Origin of the sequence: Enterobacter adelaidei, assembly GCF_041937165.1 — a bacterium.
GTDB classification, from domain to species: Bacteria; Pseudomonadota; Gammaproteobacteria; order Enterobacterales; family Enterobacteriaceae; genus Enterobacter; species Enterobacter adelaidei.
In genome coordinates, this window is sequence record NZ_CP154353.1 from 4,573,907 (window position 1) to 4,588,273 (window position 14,367).

A 14,367-nucleotide genomic window follows, 5' to 3' on the forward strand; every position below is an offset into this window, starting at 1 on the left:
CGTTTCGTACTTTTGGCTATGCGCCTTAAATCACTCGCGAGAACTGCTGCATACGCGCTTTCTGACGCAGATACGCGTCAAAGCACATGCAAATATTACGGATCAACAGACGCCCTTTCGGCGTGACCTCAATCATACTCTCCGATACATCCACCAGCCCATCTTTCGCCAGCGGGGCAATCAGCTTCAGGTTTTCCGCAAAATAATCGCTGAAGTTCAGCTCCCACTGCGCTTCCACGTCGCTGAAATCGAGACGGAAGTTGCAGATAAGCGCCTTAATGACATCACGGCGAATACAGTCGTCGCGCGTTAACGCAATGCCGCGCCACAGCGCGTTGCCGGTGTCATCAACCTGCTGGTAGTACGCCTTCAGCTCTTTCTGGTTTTGTGCATAGCAGTCGCCAATCATGCTAATGGCAGAGACGCCCATCCCCAGCAAATCGGTATCGCCCTGGGTCGTGTAGCCCTGGAAATTGCGGTGCAGGACCCCTTCGCGCTGAGCAATCGCCAGTTCGTCGTCCGGACGGGCAAAGTGATCCATGCCAATGAACTGATAACCGGTTTCGGTCAGCGAAGTAATAGTTTCTTGTAAAATATCCAGCTTCTGTTGGGCAGAAGGGAGATCGGCATCTTTAATTTTGCGCTGGGCAGCAAACAGCGTCGGCAGATGCGCATAGTTAAAGACACTCAGACGGTCCGGGCTGAGTTCGGCCACACGTTTCAGCGTGAAGGCAAAACTTTCCGGCGTCTGCTTTGGCAGGCCGTAAATCAGATCAATGTTGGTCGAGGTGAAACCAATCTCACGCGCGTGATTGAGCAAGGCGAAGATAAACTCTTCGTCCTGCTCACGGTTCACCAGACGCTGTACTTCTTTATTGAAATCTTGCACGCCCATACTCAGGCGGTTAAAACCTTCAGCGCGTAAGTGATCCAGTACATCCAGCTCAATTTCACGCGGATCGACTTCGATCGAGATTTCAGCGTCGGCGTTAAAACTGAAATTGCCGCGCAGCAGGTTCATCAGGCGGCTAATTTGCGCTTTATTAAGATAGGTTGGCGTGCCGCCGCCCCAGTGAAGCTGGCTAACGTGACGGCCAGCAAAAAGCGGTGCACGATGGACAATTTCTTGTTCGAGCGCGTCAAGATACTGATCAGCTTTATGCTGCTGGCGGGTCACAATTTTATTGCAGCCGCAGAAGTAGCAAAGCTTGTGGCAGAACGGAATATGGACGTAAAGCGACAACGGACGCTCAGGATAGCGCGCGACAGCCTGCTGGAAATCACGCTCTCCGAAGGCATCGGAGAACTCCAGCGCGGTGGGGTATGACGTATAACGCGGCCCGGAATAGTTATATTTCTGGATTAGGGCCAAATCCCAGTCGATAGTTGGTACAGACATGCTCACTCCTTCCGTTGGTGTCGCGTTCGTACACGGCGGCCCGACCTGGCCCCGTTGCGGGCCATCATTCGGGTGCGCAGCCACTTCTGTCGCCGCGACAACCGCCGTAGTTTAACGAATAACCACACCAGATAACATATAATCGGAAGGGTTATAAGCAGGACTATCGTGCCTGCCGGGTGCAAATGTTAGTTTCCGCCCTTCAGAAGACGCATCATATCTTCCTGTTTCTCGTCTTCTTCATCTTCGTCATCGTCGTATGACAGGCCCAGCTTCTGCATCAGTTCATCAATGCGATCCAGTTTGGCATCCACCCATGACTGCTCTTCAGCAGTCAGGGTTTCACCCTCTTCAAGACGTTCCAGCAGCGCGTCCAGGCGCTCATCGTTCTCCAGCATATCCAGCTCAGCCTGCGGTGAAAGCATAGGTTTCTCGCTCTTTGGTTTGTGCTGCTTAGTGACCGGGGTGTCTGTCACGCCCAGTGGAATGGGAGTTTTACTGCCGATACGAGGATCTTTCTGCTGCTTACCTTTTGCAGAAGCGCCCGCAGTACCACCACCGTTTGCACGGCTACCCGCAGCATGACCGCGATGCTTTTTGTCGCGTTTACGGTCGCGCGCTTCCTGGTTCAGTTCTTCGCGCGTTTTGCGGCGTGCTTTTGCAGGGCGTTTAGCACCCGCAGCGGAGGTTGGTTTTTTCATGATGTTTTATCTTTAAGTCGTTTTCTTCAGTATAGAATTGCGGCGAAATCTAGCAGAAAGCAAGCAAAGAAAAAAGGCGACAGAGCAATCTGTCGCCTTTTTTCCTGACTCACAACCCTTAGCGGGTCAGACATTCCATGTTTGCCAACAACAAACCCTGTTTATCCCTTGGCTTATACCGTCCGTGATACGGTTCCATTTCCTGTTAAAACGCCTCCAGGCGCTGGTCATCCTGACAATCCTGCGTCTTCGCCTCCTGGCGCTCCTGACCCTAATCCTTAAGTCGATATCCTGTTGGCTTCCTCGCCCTGACGCACACTTTACCTTGTTCCGTTAAACTAACAAGCAACGAAACGGTACAAAAAGGGATTTTCAGATAATTACCTGGAAATAAGCTAATGATTTAAAACAGTTTGGCTTTTTTGACGCCTGCGATTTCTCTGAAATATCCCAAAGCATGATTAGCCGATCTCTCACAACGGCCGGGGCTTTCACCTACAGACCTATGCAATCAGAAAAGCCTTTTGCCTGCATTCGGGTATAATCCCCTTCAGATTACGATTTTGGAGACGACCACGTGACTACCTGGAACTACCAACAGACGCATTTTGTCACCAGTGCGCCCGATATTCGCCACCTTCCTTCTGATACCGGTATTGAAGTGGCATTTGCTGGCCGCTCCAATGCGGGGAAATCCAGCGCCCTGAACACGCTGACAAATCAGAAAAGCCTGGCGCGTACCTCAAAAACACCTGGCCGTACCCAGTTGATTAACCTGTTTGAAGTCGCAGAGGGCAAACGCCTGGTCGACTTACCGGGCTACGGTTACGCTCAGGTCCCCGAAGAGATGAAAATCAAGTGGCAGCGTGCGCTGGGTGAATACCTGGAAAAACGCATGTGCCTGAAAGGCCTGGTGGTGCTGATGGATATCCGTCACCCCCTGAAAGATCTGGATCAGCAGATGATCGACTGGGCTGTAGCAAGCGATATTGCCGTACTGGTACTGCTGACGAAAGCCGATAAGCTGGCAAGCGGTGCGCGCAAAGCGCAGGTGAATATGGTTCGCGAAGCGGTGCTGGCTTTCAACGGCGATGTGCAGGTTGAGCCGTTCTCCTCGCTGAAAAAGCAGGGCGTGGACAAACTGCGTCAGAAGCTCGACACCTGGTTTAGCAAGCAGGAACCCGCGACGGAAGCGGAAGAAGAGTAATACCGAGCGCGGCGATGTCCGCGTTTTTTTGCCTGATTTTTTCTTTGCCGCAATAAAAAACGCCCCAGTCATTACTGACTGGGGCGGCTAAAATATTCAGCCAAATCCGATTACGTGAAGTAAAAGGTCTGAAAGATAGAACATCTTACCTCTGTACCCTACGCCGATAACTCTACCCCTTTTTCTGCTGCAGAAAAAGCACTTTTTGTAGTTTTTTTTCATTATTTACATAGGGAATTCTAATGATCGTCACAAAACGCACTTTGTTATGTTGCTAACTTACATAAAAAGCGCGTTATTCGCAGAACCTTTAGTGAGCCTGATCCCAATTTTCACCACTTCCGACTTCCACCAGCAACGGCACGTCAAGTGTCATGCTGCTTTCCATCAGTTCGTGGATCTTCTTCGATACGGCGTCGAGGTCGTCTTTGTGCACTTCGAATACCAGTTCATCGTGAACCTGCATGATCATTTTCACGCGGGGCTTCTCTTTTTCCAGCCAGGCATCAACGGCGATCATCGCACGCTTAATGATGTCCGCCGCGGTACCTTGCATAGGGGCGTTGATTGCCGCACGTTCTGCACCCGCGCGGCGCGCGGCATTGCTGGATTTGATGTCCGGTAAGTAGAGACGGCGGCCATCCAGAGTTTCAACGTAACCTTTCTCTTTCGCCTGTGCGCGGGTACGTTCCATATATTCCAGCACGCCCGGATAACGCTCGAAGTAGAGATCCATATACTTCTGCGACTCTTTGCGTGGAATGTTGAGCTGGCGTGACAGACCAAATGCGCTCATACCGTAGATCAAACCAAAGTTGATCGCTTTGGCGCTACGGCGCTGTTCGTTGGTTACGCTATCCAGCGGCAAACCGAAGACTTCCGCCGCGGTTGCACGGTGGATATCCTTCCCTTCGGCAAAAGCGGTTAGCAAGCCTTTGTCGCGGGACAGATGCGCCATAATACGTAGCTCAATTTGCGAGTAGTCAGCAGAGACGATCAGGTAGTCATCTGGAGCAATAAAAGCCTGACGGATTCGGCGGCCTTCTTCATTACGTACCGGAATGTTCTGCAGGTTTGGATCGGTTGAAGAGAGTCGACCCGTCGCCGCCACAGCCTGATGATACGACGTATGCACACGGCCTGTTTTCGGGTTGATCATCAGCGGGAGCTTATCAGTGTAAGTGGACTTCAGCTTCGCGAGACCCCGATACTCCAGAATCACTTTTGGCAGGGGGTAATCCAGTGCCAGCTCTTCAAGCACCTCTTCAGACGTCGACGGCGCACCACCAGGCGTTTTCTTCAGCGGCTTGATGCCTTGCTTTTCAAACAGGATGGTTTGTAGCTGTTTCGGCGACGAGAGGTTAAACGGTTCTCCAGCAAGCTCATGCGCTTTTTGCTCAAGCTCGGTCAGACGCTGCGCGAGCTCCCCGGAGTGGTTATGCAATACGGTTGGATCGATTTTAACGCCATTGCGCTCAATACGTGAAAGCACAGGCACCAGTGGCATCTCAATATGCTGGAATACGTTCAGCGGCTCTGCTTCTTTCTGAAGTTTTGGCCACATCTTCAGGTGCAATTGCAGGGTGACATCCGCGTCTTCCGCCGCATAGCGACCCGCCTCTTCGAGTGCAATCTGGTTGAAGGTAAGTTGATTTTTCCCTTTACCGGCAATCTCTTCGAAAGTGATGGTTTTATGTTTCAGCCAACGGTCTGATAAGGAATCCATATCATGGCGACCTGCAACACTGTCCAGAATGTAGGATTCCAGCATGGTGTCGAATGCAATACCGCGCAGCTCAATATCGTAGTTTTGCAGAATACCGCGATCGTACTTCAGGTTTTGTCCGACTTTGAGCGCCTTGTCGTCTTCCAGAATCGGCTTCAGCAGCTCAAGCACGCGTTCACGGGAGATCTGCGCCGGCGCATCCAGGTAATCGTGTGCAACAGGGACATAAGCCGCCATCCCCGGTTCAGTGGCAAATGACAGGCCCACCATATTGGCAGAGATGTTGTCGAGGCTGTCGGTTTCCGTGTCAAAGGCAAAGACCGGCGCTTTTTTCAGTTTCTCAATCCAGGCGATCAGCTGCGACTCTTCAAGAATCGTTTCGTAGTTGTCGAAGGACAAGGTTACGGCTTCTTCTTCGGCTTGTTCTTCAGCATCAACCACTATCGTCTCTTTCGGTTTTGCTGCTGGCTTAGCCCCTTTTGCCTGTAACCACTTGCCGCTTTCGACGTCGGTGATCCAGCGCTTGAATTCGTATTGCTTAAACAAGTTCAGCAGATCGTCAGCAGAAGGCTGCTGCACTTCCAGTTGCTCACAACCCAGTTCCAGTTCGACATCGGTTTTAATCGTTGCCAGCTTATAAGAGAGGTAAGCCACCTCTTTGTTATCTTGAAGTTTTCCGGCCATGGTTTTTGCACCACGGAAGGAGAGCCCGGCGATTTTATCCGATTCCGCGTACAGCGTATCCAGCCCGCCCAGCCCCTGAAGCAGCGCCTGTGCCGTTTTTTCACCGACACCAGGGACTCCTGGGATGTTATCCGACGAGTCGCCCATCAACGCGAGGAAGTCGATAATCAGCTCAGGCGGTACGCCATATTTTGTGACAACCTCTTCAGGCCCCAGAATGGTGTTGGTCATGGTGTTAATCAGGGTGATACCTGGCGTTACCAGCTGCGCCATATCTTTATCACCGGTGCTGATCAGCACCGGACGGCCCATTTTTTCAGCTTCACGCGCCAGCGTGCCGATGACGTCATCGGCTTCAACACCAGAGACCGCCAGCAGCGGCAGGCCCATCGCTTTCACCATGGCGTGCAGCGGTTCAATCTGCGCACGCAGATCGTCAGGCATTGGCGGACGGTGAGATTTGTAATGCTCAAACAACTCGTCGCGGAAGGTTTTGCCTTTGGCATCAAAGACCACCGCCGCATGGGTTGGCTGATACTGGAGTATCAGGCTACGCAGCATGTTAAGCACGCCGTACATCGCGCCGGTAGGTTCCCCTGCGCTATTGGTCAGAGGAGGAAACGCATGATACGCCCGATACAGGTAAGAAGAGCCGTCGACGAGAATAAGAGGGTTTTCTGGGATCTGAACCATAATGTCCGTGCCTTTAATCAATTTATGGCTAAAGGATGCCACAGAAGGATGAAAACATCAGTTATTAGCGCCAGATACAGGAAAAGATTTTACGATCGTGAAGATCTCTCGCAAAAAACAAACTGTGGATAAGTTTGTGTATATTTTCACTTCATATGAATAACAGACGCAAAAAATACATACGAGATATAATTTAGATCTTAATTATCATAATGTTATTTTGTTAGATCTCATCTGTATTACCCACTGATGACAATTTAGTCTATGTGGATATAAGCCCTGATTCGTGCAGAAGCGTAGCGAAATCTTCTGCAGTTGGGAAAAAGCCACCAACTCTCCGTGTGAAAGCGCCATTACTTCATCTGTTTTCTGGTAAAATCAGCGCCCAGCGCCGAATAGCCGGTCGCTCAATTACAGCTAACTATTTGAAAAAGCTAACCATGTCGAGATTGCTCGCTGCAATAACATTACTGTTAAGCATTATTTTAACGATTCTGGTGACTATCGCCTGTTCTGTGCCGATCATTGTCGCAGGAATGATTAAACTGTTGCTGCCTGTGCCTGTGGTGTGGCGAGCCGTGTCCACATTTTGTAATTTCATGATGTATTGCTGGTGTGAAGGGCTGGCGATCCTGTTGTACCTGAATCCGCAACTGAAGTGGGATGTTGAAGGGCTAGAGAGCCTCAACAAAAAGAACTGGTACCTGCTAATTTGCAATCACCACAGTTGGGCTGACATCGTGGTGTTATGTGTGCTTTTCCGTAAGCACATCCCGATGAACAAATACTTCCTGAAACAGCAGCTCGCCTGGGTTCCTTTCATCGGTCTGGCCTGCTGGGCGCTTGATATGCCGTTTATGAAACGCTACTCGCGCAGCTATTTGATCCGTCATCCGGAACATCGCGGTAAGGACGTGGAGACCACGCGCCGTTCCTGTGAAAAGTTTCGCGCGCACCCAACAACCATCGTGAACTTTGTTGAAGGCTCCAGGTTTACTGAAGAGAAGCGTCAACAAACACGTTCTCCTTTTCAGAACCTGCTGCCGCCAAAAGCCGCAGGTATTGCGATGGCGCTTAACGTGCTGGGTGCTCAGTTCGATAAATTACTTAACGTCACCCTCTGCTACCCGGAAAACGATAAAACGCCGTTCTTCGATATGCTCAGCGGCAAGCTGACGCGCATTGTTGTGCGTGTTGATCTGGTACCGATCGAGGCCGAATTACACGGTGACTACGTTAACGATAAGAATTTTAAACGTCGTTTCCAGTTATGGCTTAATACTCTCTGGAAAGAGAAAGACGAACAGATAGACAACATTAAATCTTCATACAAAAACGCCGGTCAGTGACCGGCGTTTTTACATCAACAATCTTACTTCTTCTCAACCAGGTATTTCACAGTATCTGCGTACTGCTGTACGAAGATATCCATGCTGCTGGTGTCCATGCCCTGCATATTCAGCTGATACTTGCCATTAACAAACATCGCCGGAACACCCTGAAGCTGCAGGTCGGCAGCAGCTTTTTCCTGCTGGGCCACCAGAGATTTCACGACAAAGCTGTTCCATGCCGCGTCATAGTCTTCACCTTTCACACCCGCATCAACGAATACTTTACGGATATCCGCAGTGGTCTGAACGGTCTGGGTTTTCTGTACGCCTTCAAACATTGGGGAAGTGATCTTATCTTCCACGCCCAGCGCGATAGCAACTGCCCACGCCTGAGTCAGGTCTTTACCCAATGGCCCCAGGAACTCAACGTGGTACTTGGTCATTTTGGTGCCTTCTGGCAGCTTTTTCTTCACGTTATCGGAAACATGCAAGACCTGCTCGAACTGATAGCAGTGTGGACAATAGAACGAGAAGAACTCCAGAACCTGTGGCTCGCCAGCAACAGGCTTGTCCAGCGTGATGTACTGTTTGCCATCGGTAAACTGCGCAGCAGAAGCGCTAAATGCCAGAATCATACCTGCCAGCGCCAGCCAAATTTTTTTCATGATTAACTCTCTCCTGGGTGTGTCCAATTAATACATCGGCGTTAATTGCAGAGGGGGCTCCTGAAGAACCTTAACCTGCTCAGTAAATGTAGATATCTGGCTGCGCCAGTAATCCTCTCCGGTAAGCCACGGGAAATTTCTAGGAAACGCGGGATCATCCCAACGCCTGATTAACCATGCGAGATAATAAACAAAACGCATCGCGCGTAAAGGTTCAATCAAGACAATTTCATCTGAATTAAACGGGCTAAATTCTTCATAAGCTTCAATAATGGTTTCAAGCTGCATGCGTTGCTCGGCTTTGTCGCCATTGAGCAGCATCCACAGGTCCTGAACCGCTGGCCCCATACGCGCATCATCGAGATCGACAAACAGCGGGCCATCACGCCAGAGAATATTTCCTGCGTGACAATCACCATGCAAACGCAGGACGGAAATATCATCGCGCCAGATGGCTTTAACTGCCCCAATAAGTTTATCGGTGGCGCTGAGGAAACTATCCTTTAGCGCTGTGGGGATCAGCGCAGAGGTTTCGAATACTTCGCGAGGTTCAAGAAGGTATTCCTGAATGCCGATAATCGGACGAGCAATAAAGGATTTTTTACGTCCCGTCTGATGTATACGTCCCAGATAGCGGGCCACCCACTCCATTTGATCAATATTATCCGCTTCAAACTGGCGACCCCCCAGGCTTGGGAAGACAGCGTAGTAGAACCCTTCGTGCATAAGGAGCGTTTGGTTATTGAATTTTAGCGGGGCGGCAACAGGTACATCGTCATCCAGCAGATCATGAGCAAATTGATGCTCTTCCTGAATTTGTTCTGCTGACCAACGTTTAGGGCGATAGAACTTCACGACGAAGCGCTGACGCTCCTCATCCTGAAATTGATAAACGCGGTTTTCGTAGCTATTTAACGGCGTTAGCCCGGAATCCACCCGGATACCCTGTTCAAACAGGGCATCCATAATGGTATCCGGGTGTAATGTCTGGAAAGTAAAAGCCTGGTCGTTCATCCGATCATCCGGAAATTATACGAATGATTCAGGATATCATCTTGTGGCGATTTCGGTGCCGCCGCTTACAAGCTTTTACTCTTTAATTACGCCTCTGGCGCGCAGTAATGCGGTTTTAAAATCTTCCTCATAATCTTTCTGAATACCAGGAATAACAGCATCTTTAGCTGAGTCACGCATTTTAAGATGGTAGATCAGGATATCATCAGAAAGGTCTGCCAGTTCGCCGTCAAAACCTGACTCTTTCGCCAGTTTCTGTAAAAATTGCATCAGATTCAGCTCTGGCTCTTTTTGCCAGGCTGGCTGGAGGAGTTCAATGACTTCATTAAGACGTTTACATTTCATGGTGGTGCTCCTTTCATTTAGAGTGACACGTTAGCAGGGTCAATCCCACAATAAAAGAGGCGATATTCGTGAATCTTAACCAGGAAATCACTGGGGTCGTTCTGGCGGGTGGCAGAGCGACGCGAATGGGGGGAAAAGATAAGGGGCTTCAGCTTTTGAACGGTAAACCCTTGTGGCAATGTGTCGCTGATGCGCTTAAAGGCCAGGTGACGACAATGGTCATCAGTGCTAACAGGCATATTGAGACATACCAGCGCAGCGGCTACGCCGTTTATCAGGATAACCAGGCAAATTACCCAGGACCGCTGGCTGGTATGCTTTCGGTTATGCAGCAGTCGCCCGGAGAGTAGTTTATTTTCTGTCCTTGCGATACCCCGTTGATTCCGTCCTGTCTTGTCGAGCGTCTGGTGCGACTTCGTGGTGCAGCCCCCGTGGTCTGGGTACATGACGGTGAGCGTGATCATCCTGCTATCGCGTTGATGCACAGATCATTAGTACCTGCTCTTCAGGAGTACCTGATGGCGGGAGAGCGTAGGGTGATGGTCTTTATGCGTCAGTCTGGCGGCCATTCCATTGATTTCAGTGATATGAAGTCTGCGTTTGTGAACGTGAATACAACTGAAGATTTGCAGATGATGCAGGAGAAATGATGATACCTGTTCTGGCCATTTCCGCCTGGAGTGGGACCGGGAAAACCACGCTGTTGAAAAAACTCATACCTGCCCTTTGTGTCAGAGGTATACGCCCAGGATTGATCAAGCATACCCACCATAATACGGATGTCGATAAACCAGGCAAAGACAGCTATGAGTTGCGTAAAGCGGGTGCAGCGCAAACGATGGTAGCAAGTAGTCAGCGCTGGGCGCTGATGACAGAAACACCAGATGAGGCACCGCTGGATCTCGCTTACCTGGTCAGTCGAATGGATCATTCCACGCTGGATCTGGTGCTGGTTGAGGGTTTTAAGCATGAGGCCGTGCCTAAGATCCTGCTGTTCCGAAGCGATGCCGGGCATGATGTCAGCGAGTTAACGCTTGATGAGCATGTGATTGCCGTAGCCAGTGATATTGTGTTGCCGCTTGAGGTTCCGGTGCTCGATTTAAATGACGTGGATAGGATTGCGGAGTTTATTGTGGAGTGGAGTGCGATCTGACGACTTGCCGGGCTGCACTTCGCCTGTTTTTTTGCATATAAACGCAAAAAGGCCATCCTTCCGGATGGCCTCTTCACTTGTTTGATGCCTGGCAGTTCCCTACTCTCACATGGGGAGACCCCACACTACCATCGGCGCTACGGCGTTTCACTTCTGAGTTCGGCATGGGGTCAGGTGGGACCACCGCGCTAAAGCCGCCAGGCAAATTCTGTTAATCTGTATCAGAGCTGAAATTTGATTGTCTGTCTCTTCGCCGAAACAGCTTCGGCGTTGTAAGGTTAAGCCTCACGGTTCATTAGTATCGGTTAGCTCAACGCATCGCTGCGCTTACACACCCGACCTATCAACGTCGTAGTCTTCAACGTTCCTTCAGGACCCTTAAAGGGTCAGGGAGAACTCATCTCGGGGCAAGTTTCGTGCTTAGATGCTTTCAGCACTTATCTCTTCCGCATTTAGCTACCGGGCAATGCCATTGGCATGACAACCCGAACACCAGTGATGCGTCCACTCCGGTCCTCTCGTACTAGGAGCAGCCCCCCTCAATTCTCCAGCGCCCACGGCAGATAGGGACCGAACTGTCTCACGACGTTCTAAACCCAGCTCGCGTACCACTTTAAATGGCGAACAGCCATACCCTTGGGACCTACTTCAGCCCCAGGATGTGATGAGCCGACATCGAGGTGCCAAACACCGCCGTCGATATGAACTCTTGGGCGGTATCAGCCTGTTATCCCCGGAGTACCTTTTATCCGTTGAGCGATGGCCCTTCCATTCAGAACCACCGGATCACTATGACCTGCTTTCGCACCTGCTCGAGCCGTCACTCTCGCAGTCAAGCTAGCTTATGCCATTGCACTAACCTCCTGATGTCCGACCAGGATTAGCTAACCTTCGTGCTCCTCCGTTACTCTTTGGGAGGAGACCGCCCCAGTCAAACTACCCACCAGACACTGTCCGCAACCCGGATTACGGGTCTACGTTAGAACACCAGCCATTAAAGGGTGGTATTTCAAGGTCGGCTCCACGCAGACTGGCGTCCACGCTTCAAAGCCTCCCACCTATCCTACACATCAAGGACCAGTGTTCAGTGTCAAGCTATAGTAAAGGTTCACGGGGTCTTTCCGTCTTGCCGCGGGTACACTGCATCTTCACAGCGAGTTCAATTTCACTGAGTCTCGGGTGGAGACAGCCTGGCCATCATTACGCCATTCGTGCAGGTCGGAACTTACCCGACAAGGAATTTCGCTACCTTAGGACCGTTATAGTTACGGCCGCCGTTTACCGGGGCTTCGATCAAGAGCTTCGCGTTGCCGCTAACCCCATCAATTAACCTTCCGGCACCGGGCAGGCGTCACACCGTATACGTCCACTTTCGTGTTTGCACAGTGCTGTGTTTTTAATAAACAGTTGCAGCCAGCTGGTATCTTCGACTGATTTCAGCTCCACCCGCAGGGGCTTCACCTACATATCAGCGTGCCTTCTCCCGAAGTTACGGCACCATTTTGCCTAGTTCCTTCACCCGAGTTCTCTCAAGCGCCTTGGTATTCTCTACCTGACCACCTGTGTCGGTTTGGGGTACGATTTGATGTTACCTGATGCTTAGAGGCTTTTCCTGGAAGCAGGGCATTTGTTACTTCAGCACCGTAGTGCCTCGTCATCACACCTCAGCGTTAATAAGGTACCGGATTTACCTGGAACCTCCGCCTACATGCTTAAACCGGGACAACCGTCGCCCGGCTAACATAGCCTTCTCCGTCCCCCCTTCGCAGTAACACCAAGTACAGGAATATTAACCTGTTTCCCATCGACTACGCCTTTCGGCCTCGCCTTAGGGGTCGACTCACCCTGCCCCGATTAACGTTGGACAGGAACCCTTGGTCTTCCGGCGTGCGGGCTTTTCACCCGCATTATCGTTACTTATGTCAGCATTCGCACTTCTGATACCTCCAGCACCCCTCACAGGACACCTTCAACGGCTTACAGAACGCTCCCCTACCCAACAACACATAGTGTCGCTGCCGCAGCTTCGGTGCATGGTTTAGCCCCGTTACATCTTCCGCGCAGGCCGACTCGACCAGTGAGCTATTACGCTTTCTTTAAATGATGGCTGCTTCTAAGCCAACATCCTGGCTGTCTGTGCCTTCCCACATCGTTTCCCACTTAACCATGACTTTGGGACCTTAGCTGGCGGTCTGGGTTGTTTCCCTCTTCACGACGGACGTTAGCACCCGCCGTGTGTCTCCCGTGATAACATTCTTCGGTATTCGTAGTTTGCATCGGGTTGGTAAGCCGGGATGGCCCCCTAGCCGAAACAGTGCTCTACCCCCGAAGATGAGTTCACGAGGCGCTACCTAAATAGCTTTCGGGGAGAACCAGCTATCTCCCGGTTTGATTGGCCTTTCACCCCCAGCCACAAGTCATCCGCTAATTTTTCAACATTAGTCGGTTCGGTCCTCCAGTTAGTGTTACCCAACCTTCAACCTGCCCATGGCTAGATCACCGGGTTTCGGGTCTATACCCTGCAACTTAACGCCCAGTTAAGACTCGGTTTCCCTTCGGCTCCCCTATACGGTTAACCTTGCTACAGAATATAAGTCGCTGACCCATTATACAAAAGGTACGCAGTCACACCCGAAGGTGCTCCCACTGCTTGTACGTACACGGTTTCAGGTTCTTTTTCACTCCCCTCGCCGGGGTTCTTTTCGCCTTTCCCTCACGGTACTGGTTCACTATCGGTCAGTCAGGAGTATTTAGCCTTGGAGGATGGTCCCCCCATATTCAGACAGGATACCACGTGTCCCGCCCTACTCTTCGAGTTCACAACCTGTGCATTTTCGTGTACGGGACTATCACCCTGTATCGTCGGACTTTCCAGACCGTTCCACTAACACACAAGCTGATTCAGACTCTGGGCTGCTCCCCGTTCGCTCGCCGCTACTGGGGGAATCTCGGTTGATTTCTTTTCCTCGGGGTACTTAGATGTTTCAGTTCCCCCGGTTCGCCTCGTTAACCTATGTATTCAGTTAACGATAGTGTGACGAATCACACTGGGTTTCCCCATTCGGACATCGCCGGGTCAAAGGTTCATATCACCTCGCCGGCGCTTTTCGCAGATTAGCACGTCCTTCATCGCCTCTGACTGCCAGGGCATCCACCGTGTACGCTTAGTCGCTTAACCTCACAACCCGAAGATGTTTCTTTCGATTCATCATCGACTTGCGAAAATTTGAGAGACTCGAACACACCATTAAGATGTGTCGTTTCAATTTTCAGCTTGATCCAGATTTTTAAAGAGCAAATATCTCAAACATGACTCGTAAGTCAGTTTTGAGATATGACGGCAGGTGACTTTCACTCACGAACCAGCAAGTGGCGTCCCCTAGGGGATTCGAACCCCTGTTACCGCCGTGAAAGGGCGGTGTCCTGGGCCTCTAGACGAAGGGGACGTA

9 protein-coding genes, 1 tRNA gene, 2 rRNA genes and 1 pseudogene are annotated in these 14,367 nt (G+C 50.9%); 4 read left to right on the forward strand and 9 right to left on the reverse strand.

Annotated elements, in window-relative coordinates; all coding sequences use genetic code 11:
• Positions 1–25 precede the first annotated feature (25 nt).
• Both hemN and yihI read right to left on the reverse strand, forming a co-directional pair.
• The gene (gene hemN, locus AAHF05_RS22200) at positions 26–1,399 is read right to left on the reverse strand and encodes an oxygen-independent coproporphyrinogen III oxidase (protein WP_129324941.1); all 1,374 of its coding nucleotides are present in this window, start codon (positions 1,397–1,399) and stop codon (positions 26–28) included.
• A 188-nt stretch (positions 1,400–1,587) separates the two neighbouring features.
• A complete protein-coding gene (gene yihI / locus AAHF05_RS22205; RefSeq protein WP_028018154.1) occupies positions 1,588–2,100 on the reverse strand; it encodes a Der GTPase-activating protein YihI in 513 nt (170 codons plus the stop codon).
• A gap of 577 nt (positions 2,101–2,677) precedes the next feature.
• Here yihI and yihA point away from each other — a divergent pair.
• Positions 2,678–3,307, forward strand: a complete 630-nt coding sequence (gene yihA, locus AAHF05_RS22210; RefSeq protein ID WP_129324940.1) for a ribosome biogenesis GTP-binding protein YihA/YsxC — start codon at positions 2,678–2,680, stop codon at positions 3,305–3,307.
• A 310-nt stretch (positions 3,308–3,617) separates the two neighbouring features.
• Here the strand turns inward: yihA and polA are convergent, their stop codons facing one another.
• Positions 3,618–6,410, reverse strand: coding sequence for a DNA polymerase I (polA, locus tag AAHF05_RS22215; RefSeq protein ID WP_129324939.1), 2,793 nt, complete (start codon positions 6,408–6,410; stop codon positions 3,618–3,620).
• A gap of 440 nt (positions 6,411–6,850) precedes the next feature.
• Between polA and AAHF05_RS22220 the strand changes: the two genes are divergently transcribed.
• On the forward strand, positions 6,851–7,759 hold the full coding sequence (locus tag AAHF05_RS22220) for an acyltransferase (RefSeq protein WP_028018157.1): 909 nt from the start codon (positions 6,851–6,853) through the stop codon (positions 7,757–7,759).
• A 23-nt stretch (positions 7,760–7,782) separates the two neighbouring features.
• Here AAHF05_RS22220 and dsbA read toward each other — a convergent pair whose 3' ends face one another.
• The 3 genes from dsbA to AAHF05_RS22235 form a co-directional block, all read right to left on the reverse strand.
• The gene (gene dsbA, locus AAHF05_RS22225; protein ID WP_028018158.1) at positions 7,783–8,406 is read right to left on the reverse strand and encodes a thiol:disulfide interchange protein DsbA; all 624 of its coding nucleotides are present in this window, start codon (positions 8,404–8,406) and stop codon (positions 7,783–7,785) included.
• Between the two features lie 27 nt (positions 8,407–8,433).
• The gene (locus tag AAHF05_RS22230) at positions 8,434–9,420 is read right to left on the reverse strand and encodes a serine/threonine protein kinase (protein ID WP_129324938.1); all 987 of its coding nucleotides are present in this window, start codon (positions 9,418–9,420) and stop codon (positions 8,434–8,436) included.
• A 75-nt stretch (positions 9,421–9,495) separates the two neighbouring features.
• Positions 9,496–9,765 (reverse strand): YihD family protein, encoded by a 270-nt coding sequence (locus AAHF05_RS22235; protein ID WP_003861904.1) that lies wholly within the window; start codon positions 9,763–9,765, stop codon positions 9,496–9,498.
• A 68-nt stretch (positions 9,766–9,833) separates the two neighbouring features.
• Between AAHF05_RS22235 and mobA the strand changes: the two are divergent.
• Positions 9,834–10,415, forward strand: a pseudogene (gene mobA, locus AAHF05_RS22240) (molybdenum cofactor guanylyltransferase MobA).
• The gene (mobB, locus tag AAHF05_RS22245; RefSeq protein WP_129324971.1) at positions 10,415–10,918 is read left to right on the forward strand and encodes a molybdopterin-guanine dinucleotide biosynthesis protein MobB; all 504 of its coding nucleotides are present in this window, start codon (positions 10,415–10,417) and stop codon (positions 10,916–10,918) included. Before mobA ends, mobB begins: the two are co-directional and overlap by 1 nt.
• Positions 10,919–11,004: 86 nt before the next feature.
• On the opposite strand, the gene rrf is transcribed toward mobB, so the two are convergent.
• The 3 genes from rrf to AAHF05_RS22260 form a co-directional block, all read right to left on the reverse strand.
• Positions 11,005–11,120: ribosomal RNA gene (gene rrf, locus AAHF05_RS22250) — 5S ribosomal RNA — on the reverse strand.
• A gap of 72 nt (positions 11,121–11,192) precedes the next feature.
• Positions 11,193–14,096, reverse strand: a 23S ribosomal RNA gene (locus tag AAHF05_RS22255).
• Between the two features lie 192 nt (positions 14,097–14,288).
• Positions 14,289–14,364 (reverse strand) — tRNA-Glu (locus AAHF05_RS22260).
• Positions 14,365–14,367 lie beyond the last annotated feature (3 nt).